Origin of the sequence: Roseovarius lutimaris (genome assembly GCF_900115165.1) — a bacterium.
GTDB classification, from domain to species: domain Bacteria; phylum Pseudomonadota; class Alphaproteobacteria; order Rhodobacterales; family Rhodobacteraceae; genus Roseovarius; species Roseovarius lutimaris.
This window is the reverse complement of record NZ_FOVP01000016.1, coordinates 16,218-33,845: the sequence shown is the minus strand read 5'-3', so window position 1 is coordinate 33,845 and position 17,628 is coordinate 16,218. Positions and strand designations below refer to the sequence as shown.

Genomic DNA, 17,628 nt, shown 5'->3' with positions numbered 1-17,628 from the left:
ATGAATTCATAAACAAGAGGCGTTCCGAAAATGAAAGGGGGCCGTTGGTTCGGCCCCTCAGTCATTCCTGCCAGGTGTTCGGGAAAGTTCTTCGCTAGAGGTTCGGGATGGTGAGAACCTGCCCGACGCTTAACTTGTCGGCGTCTGCAAGTGTCTCGCGATTGGCGTTCAGGATATCGGCCTGACGATCGGTGCGCCCGTAAAAGCGATAGGCGATCGAGGCAAGGCTGTCGCCGGGGCTGACGATATAGGTCTGGGCCTCGGGGGTGACATTGGCGGGATCCGACAGGGTGGCCATCAAGAGCGCGGTGTCGACCTGCCCCTCGGCGGTGACCAGCGATTTGGGCACCTCGACCTTACCTTTCTTGGCGGCGTCATTGACCAGCGCGTGAATATAGCTTTCCGACTGGCCTTGACGCAGCGCCCTGATGATCAGCGCCTCAAGGTCGGTCGGCGGCGCGGGGGCAATGACAGGGGCCGCCGTGATTTGCGGCACCTCTGCGCGTAGCGGGGCCACTTTCGGCCGCAGGCTGCGTGGTGTTTCGGGGGCGGGCGTGACGGCTTCGGGTCCGGCCTGCTCAGGCGCAATCGTGGCAAGGCTCGACAGGTCGGTGTCGGCACGGGTCACATCGCTGGCACCTGGCAATGCAAGATCGGCAGAGCGACGCGGTTTGCTGGGCTGAACAAGGATCAGCGCTATGGTGACGGCGAAGAAGGCGGCAACGATCAAGAAAACACGTATCATCTTGAATACCCTTTAACACTATAGATCGAAGGGGATTGCCCGACTGGGCAAGGGCCTGCGAAGGTCGAAATATGGCCTTTAGCATGCGCAAGCACCGCGCGTCCCCCCCCCAATTGCCTTGCCGCCGACCTGTTGGGGCCGCACCGCTCAAGTGACCCAGATATAGTCGAAAGGCGACGAAGCGGTCAACATAAAGTGATTCGGTGTATGATTACTGTTCGATTTTGCAACCTATACTTGTGAGGTGGCGTCGAAGCGCCCGCATTTACGCAAATCCATGCCGTCATCCACACCGATGCACTAGCCATTTTCGCGCAGAATGCCACCGGCAAGATAGAGCGACCCACAGATCAGGATGCGGGCCTTCGGGGTATGGGCGACAATCGCGCGCACGGCGTCAAGCGCGCTGTCGGCGGTCTGCGCGGCCAGCCCCACGCCAAGGGCGGCCTTGGCGGTGTCTTCGGCGGGCAGGGTATTGGCCTCGCCCGGAATTGACAGCGCGGTCAGGCTTTGGGCCTCTGCCGCCAGCGGCGCGAGATAACCGGCGATATCCTTGGTGTTGAGCATGCCACAGATCAGATGCGTGGGCCGTTTCGCCAGGCTGGCAAGATGGTGCCCGAGCGCCCGCCCTGCCGCCGCGTTATGCCCGCCGTCAAGCCAAAGCTCGGCCTCGGGGGCGGCCTCGACCAGCGGGCCGCGGACAAGCCGCTGCATGCGGGCTGGCCAGACAGCCGAGGTAACCGCGGCCTCAAGCGCCACATCGCCCATCTCAAGATGGCGCAGCGTGGCAAGTGCGGCCCCGGCATTCTCAATCTGATGCGTGCCGGGCAGGTTGGGCAGCGGCAGATCGCGCAAGCCGGTTTCATCCTGAAAGATCAGCCGCCCGCGCTCGATGCTCACATGCCAGTGCTGGCCTTGGGCCATCAGCGGCGCGCCAAGACGGCGGGCGGTGGCCTCGATCACCTCCATCGCCTCGTTCGCTTGCGGGCCGACCACGCAGGGCACGCCGCGCTTTAGAATGCCGGCCTTCTCGCCCGCGATCTTGGCTAGGGTGTTGCCAAGATATTGCTCGTGGTCGATGGAAATCGGCGTGATCACGGTCAGTGCAGGTTTGGCGATCACATTGGTCGCATCAAGCCGCCCGCCAAGCCCCACCTCAAGCAGGGTAAAATCGGCCGGGCTGCGCGCCATGGCAAGGATGCCGGCGCAGGTGGTGATCTCGAAATAGGTGATATCACCGCCGTCATTGGCAGCGTAGCATTCATCAAGCACCGCCGTCAGATCTGCCTCGGAGATCAGATCACCGGCAAGCCGGATACGTTCGTGAAACCGCGCCAGATGCGGCGAGGTATAGGCATGCACGCGCTTGCCTGCCGCCTCTAGCCCGGCGCGGATCATCGCCTGGGTGCTGCCCTTGCCGTTGGTGCCCGCAAGGTGGATCACCGGCGGCAGATCGTTTTGCGGATTGCCAAGCGCGTCAAGCAAACGCCAGACGCGGGTCAGCGTCAGGTCGATGATTTTCGGGTGCAGCGCCATCATCCGATCAAGGATGACGTCAGATGTGGGCGCGCTCATTTTTTGGCGGTCTTTTCGGCGGGCTGCTCCTCAGCCGTGACCGGCTGCGTCGCGGTGTCGGCGGCCTCTGGGGCGGGCAGATCGCCGCGCACGGCAGGGGGAAGCCCCATTAGCATCCGGGTGATGATGATCAACTCGTCGCGCATTTCGGTGCGTGGCGTCACGCGGTCAAGCATGCCATGTTCGAGCAGGTATTCGGCGCGCTGAAACCCGTCGGGCAGCTTTTCGCGGATCGTCTGTTCGATCACCCGCGGCCCGGCAAAGCAGATAAGCGCGCCCGGCTCGGCAATATGTACATCGCCCAGCATCGCATAAGAGGCGGTCACCCCGCCGGTGGTCGGATGGGTCAGCACCACGATATAGGGCAGGCCCGCCTCGCGCAGCATTTGCACCGCGACCGTGGTGCGCGGCATTTGCATGAGGCTGAGAATCCCCTCTTGCATGCGCGCGCCACCCGCCGCCGAAAACAGGACCAGCGGGCGCTTGAGCTTTACCGCCGTTTCAGCGGCGGCAATGATCGCATTGCCGACATACATCCCCATCGAGCCGGCCATGAAGGAGAAATCCTGCGCGGCAGCCACGATCGGCGTGCGGCCGATCTCTCCGGTGGCGACAAGCATCGCCTCTTTCTCACCGGTGGCCTTTTGCGCGGCGCGCAGGCGGTCGGGATATTTCTTCTGGTCGCGAAAATGAAGCGGGTCGGCGTTTGGCAAAGGCACCTCGGCCTCTGAAAAAACGCCACCGTCAAACAGCGCGGCAAAGCGTTCGCGCGGGGTAATCGCCATGTGATTGCCGCAACTGGTACAGACGTTAAGATTATCGCTCAGCTCGCGGTGAAACAGCATGGTGCCGCAGTCATCGCATTTGGACCACAGGTTTTCGGGGATTTCGCGGCGCGAGAAGATCGAATTGATCCTTGGGCGCACGTAGTTGGTGATCCAGTTCATCGGGCCGGTCCCTCAGTTGCGTTTCGCCCCTGAGATAAGCGGCGCGGAGAGGAAATGCAATCAGCCTCGCAACGCAAGCCGGATTGTCAGCCAGCCACAGACCAGGATCATTATGTCAATCGGCATGAAGGTCCAGAATGCGGCGCTATCTTCCATCGAAAACGGATAGGAATAAAGCGCGAGCCCGTCAAATTGCCCCTGTGGCGCGGTAATCAGAATGGCGCCGAAATTATTGATGAAATGCAGCGCCGTTGCCGGGCCAAGCGTGCCGAACCGCGCGGTAAGATCGCCCGCCGCAATACCAAACGCCCCGGCCCAAAACACCACGATCCAGGCATTCACCCCAAAGGTGGTCGGATCAAAATGCAACAGGGCAAACCCCAGCGACGGCAGGCCGATCCAGATCAGCGGCGAGGAAAACCGAGCCGCGAGCTGGCTTTGAAAATAGCCGCGAAACAGCACCTCTTCGGCAAAGACCTGAATGAACAGCCCGACAAGCGCGAGCGGCAGGAAACCCGCCCATGTGCCAAAGGCCACGTTCGGGGCGGGCTCCATCCCCTCGGGCAGGGGCAGCATCATGATCACCGCATAAAGCACCAGCATCGCAAGAAAGGCGCGGCGAAACTGTCGGCTTGCCGAAACAGGCGCGCCGACAAGTGTCATAAGCCCGCGTTTGTGCACCAGCCTGAGCGCGACGGCGAGCGCGGTGATTAGCATGGCAAAGATAAACAGGTTCACCAGTACGCCAACCGGGCTTGTGGCGCTTTCAATGGTGGGGGCGAGGCGCGCCCAGATATCCTTGGGAAAAACTCGCTGCAAGACCTCGGCATAGCCAAAGCTGAGCCCCAGAAACAGAACGGCGGTCAGCGCTGTCCCGACAATCAGATAGGGCAGGCGGGCGGTTGCGCGCGCAGGCGCAACAAGGCTGTCATGGGCGTCATATCGCATGGCGCGCAAGCTATCCGGGGTTGTGGGGCGTTGCAATCGGCTTGCCTGTCTCGCGGCTCTGGCCTAGACCGTTTCCCAGCATTTACCGGGAGGCCGCTCATGACCAAATTCGACAAAGCCAAATTGCCCAGCCGTTATGTGACAGAAGGCCCCGCGCGGGCCCCGCATCGGTCGTATTACTATGCCATGGGCATGAGCGAGGCAGAAATCCACCAGCCGCTCGTCGGTGTTGCCACCTGCTGGAACGAGGCGGCGCCCTGCAATATCGCCCTCAACCGTCAGGCACAGGCCGCCAAGATGGGCGTAAAAGAGGCGCACGGCACGCCGCGCGAATTCACCACCATCACCGTCACCGACGGCATAGCGATGGGCCATGAGGGCATGCGATCCTCGCTGGCCAGCCGCGAGGCGATTGCTGACACGGTGGAGCTGACGATGCGCGGCCATTGCTATGACGCGCTTGTCGGTCTGGCGGGCTGTGACAAGAGCTTGCCGGGGATGATGATGGCGATGGTGCGGCTCAACGTGCCGTCGGTGTTTCTTTATGGTGGCTCGATCCTGCCGGGCCGTCTTGATGGCAAGGATGTCACCGTGCAGGATGTGTTCGAGGCCGTCGGCCAGCATCAGGCCGGTAACCTTACCACCTGCGAGCTTGAAAAGCTTGAGGCGGTTGCCTGCCCCTCGGCCGGCGCCTGCGGTGGTCAGTTCACGGCCAACACCATGGCCTGTGTCTCCGAGGCGATCGGCCTTGCCCTGATGAACAGCGCCGGCGCACCGGCCCCTTACGAAAGCCGCGATCAATACGCCGAGGCCTCTGGCCGCGCGGTGATGAACCTGCTTGAGAAAAACATTCGCGCGCGCGATGTGGTGACGCTCAAGTCGCTTGAAAACGCGGCGCGGGTCGTTGCCTGTACCGGCGGGTCGACCAATGCCGGGCTGCACCTGCCGGCCATCGCGCATGAGGCGGGGATTGACTTCTTCCTTGAGGATGTTTGCGAGATTTTCCGCGATACGCCCTATTTCGTCGATCTGAAACCCGGCGGCGCTTATGTCGCCAAAGACCTCTACGAGGTTGGCGGCGTGCCGGTGGTGATGAAAGAACTGCGCAAGGCGGGCCTGTTGCACGAGGATTGCATCACCGCCGATGGCACCACGATTGGCGAGGCGCTCGACAAGATCACCCGTGAGGCCGATGGCAAGGTGATTTACCCGATCTCGGCCCCGATCAGCAAGACCGGCGGTGTTGTCGGCCTCAAGGGCAATCTTGCGCCCGCAGGCGCAATCGTCAAAGTCGCCGGCATGACCGAGGAACAGCAGGTCTTTACCGGCCCGGCGCGGGTGTTTGAATGCGAAGAAGACGCGTTCGAGGCGGTCAAGGCGCGCTCTTATAAAGAGGGCGACGTTCTTGTGATCCGCAATGAAGGCCCGGCAGGCGGCCCCGGCATGCGCGAAATGCTGGCCACCACGGCCGCGCTTTCGGGGCAGGGCATGGGCAAGAAAGTGGCGCTTATCACCGATGGGCGCTTTTCGGGCGCAACCCGCGGCTTTTGCGTGGGGCATGTCGGCCCCGAGGCCGCACATGGCGGGCCGATTGCCCTGTTGAAAGATGGCGACATGATCACGCTGAACGCTTTGACCGGCGAATTGTCGGTGGCACTCAGCGATGAGGATCTGGCGGCGCGCAAGGCCGACTGGACAGGCCCGCGCGAGACGCTCTATGCCAGCGGTGCCCTCTGGAAATACTCACAGCTTGTTGGCGAGACATATAAAGGCGCGGTGACCCATCCCGGGGCCAAGGCCGAGCGCCATGTCTATATGGATCTTTGATCAAACCACGGCCTGGAGGATCATTCGCCGGGCCTTTTTCACACTACTGATCCTGCCACTGGCCGCCTGTCTTGAAGGGGTGCCGGGGGCTGGGTCTGGCGTGTCTGCGCTCAGCAAGGTGATGTTTTACGGGGGCGATGTCACCGTGGCCGGGCCGCGCGGCTATTGCATTGATCCTCAAACCGTCAAACGCGGCCAGAGTGGCAGTTTTGCGCTGTTGGCCAGTTGTGAAAGCCTGACCGGCACGGCGGGGGTTGTGGTTGATCCGGCGGTTCTGACGGTGTCAGTCCTGTCGCGCCAAGCGGGTGTGACCCAGCCCGATTCTGCGGAAATGGCCCGCGCCCTGAGCCCGGACAAGGTTTTGCTGGGCTATGACGGCGACGGGATATCGCTGGTGCATGTCGCAACTGGCGGGCGCGCGGTGCTGCCAACGGGCGATCCGTCTTATTGGCGCGCCGGTATGGTGATCAACGATCACCTGATCGGTCTGGCGGTCTATGGGCCGGAGGGCGGCGTCGTCGCCAATAAAGCGGGGCGCGATCTGTTGATGGATCTGGCCGAAGAGTTGCGCGACCAAAGCCCCAAGCGCAGTTTTGCCCCCGAAGCGGCGGCGGCAACGGCAGAAACCGCGTCAGAGGACGTAACGCAACCCGTTTCAAGGGCCAGGCAAAGCCTTGATAAGCTTTTAGATGGATTGTTTCCGATCAAAGGTTAATGCTATGTAAGGGGTTATTGGGCAGACTGGTGGCGCACCACGTCCAGACGAGACTTAGATGGTAGTACCGGGATGAAATTTCTAGATTTGGCTGCGCATCGTCACGGGCTTCGAAAATGGAGCCAGGCCGCGCGCAATGCCCCGATGATGAGCCTCGCCAATCTGCGCAGGGAGCGTGCACGCGCCCGCAAGCTTATGTATTCGTTGAACGAAGTGATCTCGACGGCGGATAACCGTCTGGCCTTGCCGATGATCGGCTCCAATGCCTTTCCCAAACCGCATGGCACCGACTGGTCGTGGCGGCCAGAGCTTTGGCGCGAACCCTTGCCGACACCGGGCATGGCCTCGGTTCAGTCCAAGTCGATGTTGGGACGCGAAGTGACATTGTTTCACGATTGCGCACATTCCGAGCTTTCCTTGCGTCAATTGCGCAACAGTCGCGAGGCCGATCTTGCGCCTTACGGGCTTCGGATGGACGTGTTTGCCTTTGACGGCTCGTTTTTGTCGGTGGTGCTGGATTTTCCGCAAGAGGCGGTCAATGGTCTGACGCGCAAGCACCTGTTGCGGATGGATACGATTGTCGAGATGGAAAAACCGCTTGAGATATTCGCGCGGCTCAACATCAAGCATGGCCCCAATACCGAACAGATCGTGCGCGAACTGCCGTTGCATGATGATGAGATCATGGTCGAGTTTGACCTCGCCTATTCCAACCTCAATGAAAAACGGGTGGAACGGGCGTGGATCGACCTGATTTTCGAGAACCCGCAGATGAGCCAGGTGGTCTTGCGCGATCTCACCTTTAGCCGCCGCCCGCGCGCAGAATTATAAGAAAGGACCCCCGGATGAGTGAGTTGACGCTGACCAAAACCCGCCTGTTTGAAGGGGTCTGGGAAGGGGTTCTGACCTATGAGGGCGAGGGCAACTACCAACCCCAGATTGAGGTTATGCATCTCCAGGAACGGGTGCCGGGCGTCGAGGTCGTTGAGAAACCCGAAGAGGGTCTCTGGGTCGTGCGGGTGCCGGTGCCCGCGGCGGCGATTGCCGACGGAATCCAGACCTTCGTGATCCGCGATGCGCGCAACGGTGATGTTCTCGACAGTTTCGCGCTCTTGTCCGGTGATGTGCTAAGCTATGATATCCGCTCGGAAATCGCGCTTTTGCGCGAAGAACTCGACCTCTTGAAACGCGCGTTTCGCCGGCATTGCCTGGAGTCGATGTAACCTCTGTAAGGGGTTTTCTGCGACAGGCTGCCGCATCCTTTTGTCGGCGCGTCGCGCTACCTCCCGCCTATCGGATCAACCGGTGCAATGGAGGATGTAAGATGTTCAAGGGCCTGGGACTTTCAATCGCGATCATCACCGCCGGCATGCTTGGCCTGCCAGCCGTAATTCTGGCGGCCCTGTAACGCCTGATATGGTTTTGCCATAAGGCCGGGGCGCGCATTGATACCGCACCCCGGTCTCTTTTTTCTGACAGTGGGCCAAGCCATGATATCCACGCAAGATTTTCGCCTTTGCGCGAAGAACGCGTGTTTCGCCGCCATTGTCCGGAGTCGATAAAGGTCATCCGGCCGAGGTTGTAGACCGTCACTGACGCGGATAAATCTGGCCGTGATGTCATGGATGTATCTGGCGTTACCGGTTGTCGAAAAGCCGTCGAACCTCACCTTTCAACCGATCTGCAAGGTCACGTGGCGACTGGCCAAATTCATCCACACAAGAAACGTCTGCTCCGGATTTAAGCAGGGCCGCCACGGCAACAAGATTCTGCTTTTTTAACGCGACATGAAGTGGCGTCTCGGACATATCACCGACCGCATTCACATCTGCTCCAGCCTCGATGAATTGCAACACGGCATAGGTATTGTTGCGCCACAGCATCACATGAAGCGGCGTATCACCATCGACATCGCGACTATCCAAAGTCACAGCCGCCTTACCCATTTCTGCTGGGAAAAGCGTATCGGAGCATGACGCCAACATCTCTTCGAATGTCTCGCGGGTTTTTGCCTTCTTGGCCATTCACTAAAGTCCGATATGTTTGCTGCGATTGAGCGGATATTGCCAGATTGCCCGCAACCCGCTCTAGCTGTCTTTGGACAGCGCGATGATCTGGGTGTCGGCATCGGGGGCCAGTTCCTCGAAATCGAAATTGTCGAGACGGCGGGCACGGCGCCCGGCCTTGTCGGCGGAAATCTTGATCTCCGAGATGTCCTTGGATGCCTGATTGAAGTGCCGGTCAAGGTTTTCCACCCGCGTGCCAAGCCGCTCGACATCGCCGAACAAAAGCCCCAACTCGCGCCGGATCGCGCCGGCCTGTTCGCGCATGCGGGCATCCTTGAGAATGGCGCGCATGGTGTTGAGTGTCGCCATGCAGGTGGTCGGCGACACGATCCAGACCCGTGCGGCAAAGCCGTCGCGCACCAGTTCGGGGAAATTGGCGTGAAGCTCGGCATAGACCGCCTCTGAGGGCAGAAACATCAAGGCGCCATCGGCGGTCTCGCCATCGAGAATGTATTTCTCTGATATGTCGCGGATGTGTTTCTTGACCGACACCCGCAAAAATTTGGCGGCTTCGTTCAATTCCCAATCGGTTTTGGCACGGCGCAGGGCCTCATAGGCCTCAAGCGGGAACTTGCTGTCGATGCAGATCGGCCCCGGCGGGTTGGGCAGATGGATAAGGCAATCGGCCCGCCGCCCGTTCGAGAGCGTGTGTTGCAGGCTATAGCTGTCCGAGGGCAGCGCCTTGGTCACGATATCGGTCAGCTGGATTTCACCAAACGCGCCGCGGGTCTGTTTGTTGCTCAGGATATCCTGAAGCGACAGAACATCGCCTGAAAGCTTGGTGATATTGTCCTGCGCCTTGTCGATCGCCTGAAGCCGCTGTTGCAGATCGCCAAGCGATTGCGCTGTGCGCCGGGCCGAGCCTTGCAGGTTTTCCGACATTTGTTCGGAGACCTGCGACAGGCGCTTTTCCATCAGTTGCAACAAATGCGTTTGCGCCGCCGCCTGCGCCTCGGACACATGGTTGAGCCCACCAGCAAGCTGGTGTTGCCCGTCGCTCAGCCCCTGCACCCGAAGCCCCAATTGCCCGACCTGTTGCGCCAGCGGTTCGGCAAGGTTGGCCGAGCGCGCCGAGGCGCGTACCGCCATGATTAAAAGGATCAGGATGAGCATCACGAGCGCGCCCCCCAGGAGGGCGGCCAGCACCAGCGGATCGCTGAGCGAAAACTGGGTATTGCCGATTTGGATCATGTGCGTCCGAACAGGCGTTCGATGTCGGACAGACGCAATTCGACATAGGTGGGGCGGCCGTGGTTGCATTGGCCCGAAAGCGGCGTGCGCTCCATCTCGCGCAATAGGGCGTTCATTTCTTCGCCACTCATGCGGCGCCCCGAGCGGATAGAGCCATGACAGGCGACCCGCGACAGGATCGCGTCGATGCGTGACTTCAGCGTCTGGCTATCGCCCTGATCGGCAAGCTCATCAAGGATATCGCGCAACAGGGCCGGGGCGTTGACCTGCCCGAGAATGGCCGGGGTTTCGCGCACGGCGATGTTTCCCGGACCGAAGGGTTCGAGGATAAGGCCAAGCCGCGCAAGATCTTCCGCCGCGTCAAGCAGGACGGCGCAATCGGCCTCGCAGAGGTCAACGATATCGGGGATCAAAAGCGCCTGCGAGGCAACGCCGGCATCGGCCATCTGCGCCTTGAGGCGTTCATAGACCAGCCGTTCGTGCGCCGCATGCTGATCGACGATGACCATGCCGGTTTCGGTCTGGGCGATGATATAATTCTCATGTACCTGCGCGCGCGCCGCACCAAGCGGCAGGGCGGTTGCGGGGGGCTCGTCCGGCTCTTGCGTGCCGGTCTCGACAGGCTCCGGCTCGACTCGCGCGCTATAGGCCTGCTGCATTTCGGCAAAACCGGGCGCTTGCGCCTGATAGGCAAGGGCGCGGGCAGCAGAGGACGGGCGATCCATCTGGTAGACGCGCGCGCCGGATGTCGCGGTTTCCTCGGGGCGAAACGCCCCAAGCGTGGCCCCGGCAACGGTGCTTGAGGCGCGATGCCCGGCCTCGGCCAGGGCATGGCGCAGCCCCGACACGATAAGCCCGCGCGCCAGCCCCGGATCGCGAAAGCGGACCTCGGATTTGGCCGGGTGGACGTTGACATCTACAAGGCTCGGGTCGCAGTCCAGAAACAGCGCCGCCGCCGGATGGCGGTCACGGCTAAGCACATCGCTATAAGCGGCCCGAAGCGCGCCATAGAGCATCTTGTCGCGCACCGGGCGGCCGTTTACGAAAAGGTATTGCGTCACCGACGAGCCGCGCGAATAGGTCGGCAGGGCGGCATAGCCGGTCATGTTTATCCCCTCGCGCGTCGCCTCGATCCGCAGGGCATTTTCGGCGAACTCCGCCCCAAGGATACGCGCCAGCCGCCCGTGCAGCGCGTCAAACAGATCGCCGGTTTCGGCCTCGGCGCGAAAGGTAACGCGCCCCTCGCCGCCGCCGGAAATATCGCGCAGGGTAAAGCCGACAAACGGTTCGGCCATGGCAAGGCGTTTGACCGTGTCGCTGATCGCCTGAGTCTCGGCGCGGTCGGTGCGCATGAATTTTAACCGCGCAGGGGTGGCGTAAAACAGATCGCGCAGAGTGACCGTGGTGCCCGAATTCAGCGCAGCGGGTTTGACCACGCTCATCTGTCCGCCCGAAACCGAGATTTCGGCAGCCTCGCACCCGCGCGCCCGCGAGGTGATGGTCAGCCGACCCACCGCCCCAAGCGACGGCAATGCCTCGCCACGAAACCCGAAGGAATGGATGTTGAGCAGGTCCGAGCCATCAATCTTTGACGTTGCATGACGCGCAAGCGCCAGCGGCAATTGTCCGGGCGCGATACCACATCCGTCATCGACCACGCGGATCAGGGTTTTGCCGCCATCGGCAAAGGCCACTTCGATCCGGGTTGCGTCGGCGTCAAGGGCGTTTTCCACCAGTTCCTTGACCGCAGAGGCCGGGCGTTCGACCACCTCGCCGGCCGCGATGCGGTTGATGGCGCCCTCGTCAAGCTGGCGAATTGTCGGCTGAACCGGGTCTATATTGGGGTTGGCGGTGCTCATACCGCAAGACTTAGCACGGGTCTGGGCGATTCTGCTAGATGCGCCAGAAGGTGGGACACGCCGATTGTGCATAAAAAAACCCGGGCGCGAACGCCCGGGAATATCTCTTACAGCTGATCAGGGAGGAGGAAAGATCAGCCTTTGGAGAATTCAGGATAGGCCTCCATGCCCAGCTCTGCCATGTCGAGGCCGTTGATTTCATCCTCTTCGGTGACGCGCAGACCCATGGTGCCCTTGAGCAGCATCCAGACGACGGCCGAGGCGACAACAACAAAGGCGCCAACGATCAGGATCGAGATGATCTGGGTGCCAAAGCTGGCGTCCGAGTTGGTCAGCGGCACCGCCAGTGTACCCCAGATACCGGCGAAGAGATGCACCGGAATGGCACCGACGACGTCGTCGATCTTGAACTTGTCGAGCATCGGCACGGCGAAGACCACGATCGCACCACCGACACCACCGATAAGCATGGCCTGGAAAAGCGAGGGCGTCAGCGGCTCGGCGGTGATCGACACCAGACCCGCCAATGCGCCGTTCAGGATCATCGTAAGGTCAGGCTTTTTGTAGAGCATCTGCGTCAGGATCAGAGCAACCACTGCGCCAGAGGCGGCCGCGATGTTGGTGTTCGAGAAGATCCGGCTGATATCGGCCACGTTGCCGGCGGTGTCCATGTAAAGCTGCGAACCGCCATTAAAGCCGAACCAACCGAGCCACAGGATGAACGTCCCCAGAGTGGCAAGCGCAAGGTTCGAGCCGGGGATCGGGATCACACGACCGTCTTTGGCGTATTTGCCGATGCGCGGCCCCAGGATGATCGCGCCGGTCAGAGCGGCCCAGCCCCCCACCGAATGCACGACGGTCGAACCCGCAAAGTCGAGAAAGCCCATTTCGTCAAGGAAGCCACCGCCCCATTTCCAGCTGGCCTGAACCGGATAGATCACAGCCGTCAGAACGATGGTGAAGATCAGGAAAGGCCAGAGCTTGATGCGCTCAGCCACAGCACCCGACACGATCGACGCGGTCGCGGCACAAAACATCAGCTGAAAGAAAAAGTCAGAGCCAACCGACGCATAGGTCAGGTCAGGTTCCGCCCCGGCAAGGCCAACCGGCTCGAGCGCGGTGATCGAGAAGGCGCCAAGCATGCCCTGCATGGTCCAGCCGTCGCCGGGGTACATCAGGTTATAGCCGAGAATATAGTAAAACAGCGAGGCGAGCGAGAAGAGCGAAATATTCTTGGTAAGCTGCATCGCAACGTTCTTGCCGCGCACAAGGCCCGCTTCGAGCATGGCAAAGCCGGCGGCCATGAAGAACACCAGAAAGCCCGAGACGAGGAACATGAAGGTGGTGAAGATAAACCCGATATCGGCATTGGTTGGCGTCGTATCGGCCTCTTGAGCAAGGCCAAGCTGCGGCAGCGCGATCAGCGTTGCGGCAAGGCCAAGTTTGGTCATGGAATTCATTGTACTGTCCTTTCCCCTGCGCGCTGTCAAAGCGCGTCGTCGTTGGTTTCGCCGGTGCGCACGCGCACGGCCTGGGCGATGTCGAGAACAAAGATCTTGCCGTCACCGATCTTGCCGGTGCGGGCGGTCTTGGTAATTGTCTCGACCACCTGATCGGCCATGCCGGCACTTACGCCGATTTCAAGCTTGATCTTGGGCACGAAATTCACGGCATATTCGGCGCCGCGATATATTTCGGTGTGTCCCGACTGCGAGCCGAAGCCCTTGATTTCAGTAACCATCATGCCGCGGACCCCGATCTCGGTCAGCGCTTCGCGGACCTCTTCGAGTTTGAACGGCTTTATCGTTGCAATGATGAGTTTCACGTCTACCCCTTTCGGTTTCCTGTGGCTCAGCGCGTTGTTTGCACCCGCAGAAAAAGCGCAGAACGCGGATTCTTGAAGCCAGAAGCGCGCATTTGGGGAGGATTGCCGCAGGGGGGTGATTAAATATTGGGCAAAAATGCTTTCGCGGCTAAAAAATGGGCGATTGGAAAATTCCCACGCGACGCTCCGGGGTCTCTACTTTTGTGAAAGGGCACGATAGAGTGGCGCAAAGCAACAGGTCCGGGCAGGGCGAGCATGAGCAATTCAGGACGTAAGAAGCCGCCTTTGGTGGCCCCCAAGCGTACGCGCAAGGCCCCGGCCAAACCGGCGCGGCGTAAACCTGCGGCCAAACGGGCGCGGCGCAAACCGGCACGCATCCGCAATCCGATCATCGCCTTCTTTGCGCGCATCATCGGCTGGGTCTTTCGGGTCATCTGGGGGATCAGCTGGCGAGTTGGCGCGATCATTGCGCTGATTGTCGGTCTGTCCGTGGGCTATACCTATACCACCTTGCCCGAGTATGCGGCGCTGCTGGATGGGCGCGCCAAGGGGTCGGTCACGCTTTTGGATCGCGAGGGCGATGTCTTTGCCTGGCGCGGCGATCAGTTTGGCGGCGTGGTCAATGCCAAGACCGTCAGCAAGCATCTCAAGAACGCGGTGATCGCCACCGAAGACCGACGGTTTTACATGCATCCCGGCGTTGACCCGATCGGCATTGCAAGCGCGATTCGCATCAACCTGCGCGAAGGCCGTGGCCCGCTGTCGGGCAATGGAGGCTCGACCATCACCCAGCAAACCGCCAAATTGCTGTGTTTTGGCGTCAAATATGACGAGACCCGATGGAAGAGCGAGGCCGAATACGTCGCTGATTGCCGTCGTTCCTCACTGTGGCGCAAGGCGAAAGAGGCGGTCTATGCCCTCGCGATGGAGGCGAAATATACCAAGGATCAGGTTCTGTCGGTCTATTTGAACCGGGCCTATCTTGGCGGTGGCGCTTACGGGGCCGAGGCCGCAGCGCAGCGTTATTTCGGCAAATCGTCGGCCGATCTCAACCCGTCCGAGGGCGCAATGCTGGCCGGTCTTTTGACCGCCCCCTCGACATTGGCCCCGACAAGCAACCTTGAACGCTCGCAAAACCGGGCCTCGGTTGTGATCGGCCTGATGCGCCGTCAGGGCTATTTGTCGGATCAGGAGGTTGCCATCGCCCTGGCCAATCCCGCAGAGCTATCGGAGGCGGCAGAGGCGCAGGCCGGCGGCTATTTTGCCGATTGGGTCATGGCCTCGGGGCCAGAGTTTTTCACCCGCGATACGACTGAGGATGTGATCATCAAGACCACGCTTGATCAGCGCATTCAACGCGCGGCCGAAGATGCGCTCAAGTATATTTTCGACGAAAAGGTGCGCGAGGGGTCCAAGGCGCAGGCGGCGATTGTGGTGATGTCGGCGGATGGCGCGGTGCGGGGCATGGTGGGGGGGCGCAAGACCAAGGTCGTGGGCGCCTTCAACCGGGCAACACAGGCCAAACGCCAGACCGGATCGGCCTTCAAGCCCTTCGTCTACGCCACCGCGCTTGAGCTCGGCTATCATTGGGATTCGGTCGTCGTGGACGAGCCCTATTGTCTTAATATCCCAGGATCGGGCCGCTGGTGCCCGGAGAATTATACCCGCAAGCATTATGGCCGCGTGACCCTGGCCGAGGCGTTACGCCAGTCGCTGAATGTGCCTGCGGTCAAGATTTCGGAAAGCGTGGGCCGCGATCTTGTGCGCAAGGTGGCGGGTGACTTTGGCATCGAAAGCGATCTGGCGGCGGGGCCGGCCCTGGCGCTCGGGGCCTCGGAAAGCACGCTGATCGAGATGACCGGGGCTTATGCCGGCATTCTGAACGGTGGGTCGTCGGTCACGCCTTACGGCCTGGTTGAACTTAGCCTGCTTGGCGAGCAAACCCCTTTGATGGGCAGTGGCGGCGGTATTGGCGAGCGGGTGATCCGCGAAGAAGCCGCCCGCGAGCTTATCTATATGATGAGCCGCGTGGTCGATGGCGGCACCGGTGCGCGCGCCAAGCTGCCGGACCGCGAGGCGGCCGGAAAGACCGGCACCACACAGGCCGCGCGCGATGCCTGGTTTCTTGGCTTCAGCGCCGATTATGTGGCGGGGGTCTGGATGGGCTATGACGACAACACGCCCCTCACCGGGGTGACGGGGGGTGGGCTTCCGGCGGAAATCTGGCATGAGACGATGCTGCGCGTGCATGAGGGTGTGCCGGTCAAGCCGCTACCGATGCTGCGCCCCGCGCCCAGACCAGACCCCGCCCCGGCCGCGCCCGAGCGGCGCGAGCAAAGGCCAAGAGGCAACAACCCGATTGAAAATATCCTGCGCGGTATCTTTGGTGGCAATTGAAAACGGCGCCCGAAGGGGGCGCCGTTCAACAAAATCAGAGGGGCCGATCGGGGATCAACCTGCCTTTTTGAGGTCGGCGATCATCGCATTGATATCGCCATTGCGACGGTCCAGCATCGCGCCCACTTCGGTGCGTTCACTCAGGCGCAGGCTGATACCTTCGATGATCATGTCAAAAAACCGGTCCTGGCCCGAGCGGTCAGAGATCAGAAAGCTGACCTCGAAGGGCGATTCGCCGCGCAGATAGGCGGTCGATTTCACCTCATGCCAGGATTTCACCTCCTTGACCGAATTCACTTCGATGCGACCGCCGACAAACTCGTTGAAGCGTTTGCCGTATTTGCGCGCGATATAGCCCCGAAACGCCTCGGTAAAGGCGGCCATCTGGCTGCTTGAAATCCGGTTGGCATCGGCCCCAAGGGTCGAACGGGCGATGATGTTCACATCGGCGTAGCGCGTAAAAATACGCTCGAAATCCTTGATCATGCTGGACACCGATTTGCCCGACGCGATCACCCGGTTGATATCCGACACGATCGCGTCAACGAGTGAGCGCGCCCGCGCATCGGTAAGCGCCAGAACGCCGGACGGCAATGCGGCAAGCCCGCCAAAGGCGAGACCTGTGGCGACAAAATGGCGACGAGATAGGTTACTGGTCATAGGGGTCCTCCAACGAGCCGGACGTGGTGGGTGCGCCGTAAGGGTCAGTCCCGGACAGGGCAGGCGCACCATAGGGGTCGATATAGGTATTGCTCTCTGTTCCGCCCAGTTCAAAGCGGCGATTTTGTAGATAAAGTGATCGTGACTGTGCGTAACTGTCTGCGCTCTCATAGAGAATTGAATCGATCGTATCGCCGAATTTTTCGCGTTTGCTCAGACCGGCGGAGACGCCTGCGGCGGTGCCGGCAAAGCTCTCGGGTGAATCCAGCACATAGGTGAGCGGGTTGGTGAATAGATCCACGGCCATGCCCCAGGTATCACGCTCTGTCGAGGGTCCGAGAATCGGCAATTCGACATAGGCGCCTTCGCGTGCGCCCCAGACATGCAGGGTTTGGCCGAAATCGGTGTTCGTGCCTGCGGGCATGCCCATTTCGCTGGCCGGATCAAAGAGCCCGCCAAGGCCGACAGTGGTGTTCACGACAAAGCGCGCGGTGTCCTGAATGGCGCCACGCATGTTGAGCTGAAGCACGTTGTTGACGACGTCACTGGGCAGCGACAGATTGACGGCAAACCGCACAATAGCGTTCTCGATGTCGTCGGGCACTACATCTGTGTAGCCCTTGGCCACCGGGCGCACCAACGCGCGGTCAAAACCACGGTTGAACTGGTGAATCTCGCGGTTCTGACCCTCATAGGGATCGAACGGCTTTTGGGTGTCGCGCGACGGGTCAGGCTTGGCGCAGGCCGCAAGCAGAATCAGGCCCGTGAGGGCGGCCACACGGCGCATCGGTGAGGACAGCAGTTTTAAGTTTGAGGGCAGCAATGGAAATATCCGGAAATTCAGGGAATCAAAAGGTTACATATATGATCGGG

At 60.9% G+C, this 17,628-nt stretch carries 16 protein-coding genes; 5 read left to right on the top strand and 11 right to left on the bottom strand.

The window, feature by feature from the left end:
- Positions 1 to 94 precede the first annotated feature (94 nt).
- The 4 genes from BMZ91_RS14160 to BMZ91_RS14145 all read right to left on the bottom strand — a co-directional run bounded on the left by BMZ91_RS14160 (position 95) and on the right by BMZ91_RS14145 (position 4,251).
- Complete coding sequence (locus BMZ91_RS14160) at positions 95 to 745, bottom strand: LysM peptidoglycan-binding domain-containing protein (RefSeq protein ID WP_092840253.1); 651 nt, start codon at positions 743 to 745, stop codon at positions 95 to 97.
- Positions 746 to 1,045: 300 nt separating this feature from the next.
- On the bottom strand, positions 1,046 to 2,320 hold the full coding sequence (locus BMZ91_RS14155; protein WP_092840251.1) for a bifunctional folylpolyglutamate synthase/dihydrofolate synthase: 1,275 nt from the start codon (positions 2,318 to 2,320) through the stop codon (positions 1,046 to 1,048).
- Positions 2,317 to 3,267 (bottom strand): acetyl-CoA carboxylase, carboxyltransferase subunit beta, encoded by a 951-nt coding sequence (accD, locus tag BMZ91_RS14150; protein ID WP_092840248.1) that lies wholly within the window; start codon positions 3,265 to 3,267, stop codon positions 2,317 to 2,319. Before accD ends, BMZ91_RS14155 begins: the two co-directional genes overlap by 4 nt.
- A gap of 60 nt (positions 3,268 to 3,327) precedes the next feature.
- Positions 3,328 to 4,251 carry a CPBP family intramembrane glutamic endopeptidase gene (locus BMZ91_RS14145; protein ID WP_245736395.1) on the bottom strand — a complete coding sequence of 308 codons (924 nt, stop codon included), beginning with the start codon at positions 4,249 to 4,251 and terminating at the stop codon, positions 3,328 to 3,330.
- 63 nt (positions 4,252 to 4,314) lie between these two features.
- Here BMZ91_RS14145 and ilvD point away from each other — a divergent pair, with 63 nt between their 5' ends.
- The 4 genes from ilvD to BMZ91_RS14125 all read left to right on the top strand — a co-directional run bounded on the left by ilvD (position 4,315) and on the right by BMZ91_RS14125 (position 7,980).
- Complete coding sequence (ilvD, locus tag BMZ91_RS14140) at positions 4,315 to 6,042, top strand: dihydroxy-acid dehydratase (RefSeq protein ID WP_092840243.1); 1,728 nt, start codon at positions 4,315 to 4,317, stop codon at positions 6,040 to 6,042.
- Positions 6,023 to 6,757 carry a hypothetical protein gene (locus BMZ91_RS14135; protein WP_177193875.1) on the top strand — a complete coding sequence of 245 codons (735 nt, stop codon included), beginning with the start codon at positions 6,023 to 6,025 and terminating at the stop codon, positions 6,755 to 6,757. Before ilvD ends, BMZ91_RS14135 begins: the two co-directional genes overlap by 20 nt.
- A gap of 72 nt (positions 6,758 to 6,829) precedes the next feature.
- Entirely contained in the window at positions 6,830 to 7,588 is a 759-nt protein-coding gene (locus tag BMZ91_RS14130) for a DUF6478 family protein (RefSeq protein WP_092840240.1), read from the top strand.
- A gap of 14 nt (positions 7,589 to 7,602) precedes the next feature.
- Positions 7,603 to 7,980, top strand: a complete 378-nt coding sequence (locus BMZ91_RS14125) for a hypothetical protein (protein WP_092840237.1) — start codon at positions 7,603 to 7,605, stop codon at positions 7,978 to 7,980.
- A 414-nt stretch (positions 7,981 to 8,394) separates the two neighbouring features.
- On the opposite strand, the gene BMZ91_RS14120 is transcribed toward BMZ91_RS14125, so the two are convergent.
- The 5 genes from BMZ91_RS14120 to BMZ91_RS14100 form a co-directional block, all read right to left on the bottom strand.
- Complete coding sequence (locus tag BMZ91_RS14120) at positions 8,395 to 8,781, bottom strand: ankyrin repeat domain-containing protein (protein ID WP_092840234.1); 387 nt, start codon at positions 8,779 to 8,781, stop codon at positions 8,395 to 8,397.
- 63 nt (positions 8,782 to 8,844) lie between these two features.
- A complete protein-coding gene (locus BMZ91_RS14115) occupies positions 8,845 to 10,014 on the bottom strand; it encodes a DNA recombination protein RmuC (RefSeq protein WP_092840231.1) in 1,170 nt (389 codons plus the stop codon).
- A complete protein-coding gene (mutL, locus tag BMZ91_RS14110; RefSeq protein ID WP_092840228.1) occupies positions 10,011 to 11,873 on the bottom strand; it encodes a DNA mismatch repair endonuclease MutL in 1,863 nt (620 codons plus the stop codon). Before mutL ends, BMZ91_RS14115 begins: the two co-directional genes overlap by 4 nt.
- A gap of 134 nt (positions 11,874 to 12,007) precedes the next feature.
- Positions 12,008 to 13,333, bottom strand: coding sequence for an ammonium transporter (locus BMZ91_RS14105; protein ID WP_092840226.1), 1,326 nt, complete (start codon positions 13,331 to 13,333; stop codon positions 12,008 to 12,010).
- A 26-nt stretch (positions 13,334 to 13,359) separates the two neighbouring features.
- Positions 13,360 to 13,698: a P-II family nitrogen regulator gene (locus tag BMZ91_RS14100; protein ID WP_073196730.1), complete on the bottom strand. Its 339-nt coding sequence runs from the start codon at positions 13,696 to 13,698 to the stop codon at positions 13,360 to 13,362.
- A gap of 255 nt (positions 13,699 to 13,953) precedes the next feature.
- Here BMZ91_RS14100 and BMZ91_RS14095 point away from each other — a divergent pair, with 255 nt between their 5' ends.
- A complete protein-coding gene (locus tag BMZ91_RS14095) occupies positions 13,954 to 16,095 on the top strand; it encodes a transglycosylase domain-containing protein (RefSeq protein ID WP_177193874.1) in 2,142 nt (713 codons plus the stop codon).
- Positions 16,096 to 16,149: 54 nt separating this feature from the next.
- Here the strand turns inward: BMZ91_RS14095 and BMZ91_RS14090 are convergent, their stop codons facing one another.
- Together BMZ91_RS14090 and BMZ91_RS14085 are read right to left on the bottom strand one after the other, a co-directional pair.
- Positions 16,150 to 16,755, bottom strand: coding sequence for an MlaC/ttg2D family ABC transporter substrate-binding protein (locus BMZ91_RS14090; protein ID WP_092840221.1), 606 nt, complete (start codon positions 16,753 to 16,755; stop codon positions 16,150 to 16,152).
- A complete protein-coding gene (locus BMZ91_RS14085) occupies positions 16,745 to 17,542 on the bottom strand; it encodes an MlaA family lipoprotein (RefSeq protein WP_092840218.1) in 798 nt (265 codons plus the stop codon). Before BMZ91_RS14085 ends, BMZ91_RS14090 begins: the two co-directional genes overlap by 11 nt.
- Positions 17,543 to 17,628 lie beyond the last annotated feature (86 nt).

Bases quoted from the DNA above. Each gene is read 5' to 3' on its own strand.
- BMZ91_RS14155 (WP_092840251.1), bottom strand. From the start codon at position 2,320: ATGAGCGCGCCCACATCTGACGTCATCCTTGATCGGATGATGGCGCTG.
- BMZ91_RS14125 (WP_092840237.1), top strand. From the start codon at position 7,603: ATGAGTGAGTTGACGCTGACCAAAACCCGCCTGTTTGAAGGGGTCTGG.
- BMZ91_RS14120 (WP_092840234.1), bottom strand. From the start codon at position 8,781: ATGGCCAAGAAGGCAAAAACCCGCGAGACATTCGAAGAGATGTTGGCG.
- BMZ91_RS14105 (WP_092840226.1), bottom strand. From the start codon at position 13,333: ATGAATTCCATGACCAAACTTGGCCTTGCCGCAACGCTGATCGCGCTG.
- BMZ91_RS14115 (WP_092840231.1), bottom strand. From the start codon at position 10,014: ATGATCCAAATCGGCAATACCCAGTTTTCGCTCAGCGATCCGCTGGTG.
- BMZ91_RS14095 (WP_177193874.1), top strand. From the start codon at position 13,954: ATGAGCAATTCAGGACGTAAGAAGCCGCCTTTGGTGGCCCCCAAGCGT.
- BMZ91_RS14085 (WP_092840218.1), bottom strand. From the start codon at position 17,542: ATGCGCCGTGTGGCCGCCCTCACGGGCCTGATTCTGCTTGCGGCCTGC.
- accD (WP_092840248.1), bottom strand. From the start codon at position 3,267: ATGAACTGGATCACCAACTACGTGCGCCCAAGGATCAATTCGATCTTC.
- ilvD (WP_092840243.1), top strand. From the start codon at position 4,315: ATGACCAAATTCGACAAAGCCAAATTGCCCAGCCGTTATGTGACAGAA.
- BMZ91_RS14135 (WP_177193875.1), top strand. From the start codon at position 6,023: ATGTCTATATGGATCTTTGATCAAACCACGGCCTGGAGGATCATTCGC.
- mutL (WP_092840228.1), bottom strand. From the start codon at position 11,873: ATGAGCACCGCCAACCCCAATATAGACCCGGTTCAGCCGACAATTCGC.
- BMZ91_RS14090 (WP_092840221.1), bottom strand. From the start codon at position 16,755: ATGACCAGTAACCTATCTCGTCGCCATTTTGTCGCCACAGGTCTCGCC.
- BMZ91_RS14130 (WP_092840240.1), top strand. From the start codon at position 6,830: ATGAAATTTCTAGATTTGGCTGCGCATCGTCACGGGCTTCGAAAATGG.
- BMZ91_RS14160 (WP_092840253.1), bottom strand. From the start codon at position 745: ATGATACGTGTTTTCTTGATCGTTGCCGCCTTCTTCGCCGTCACCATA.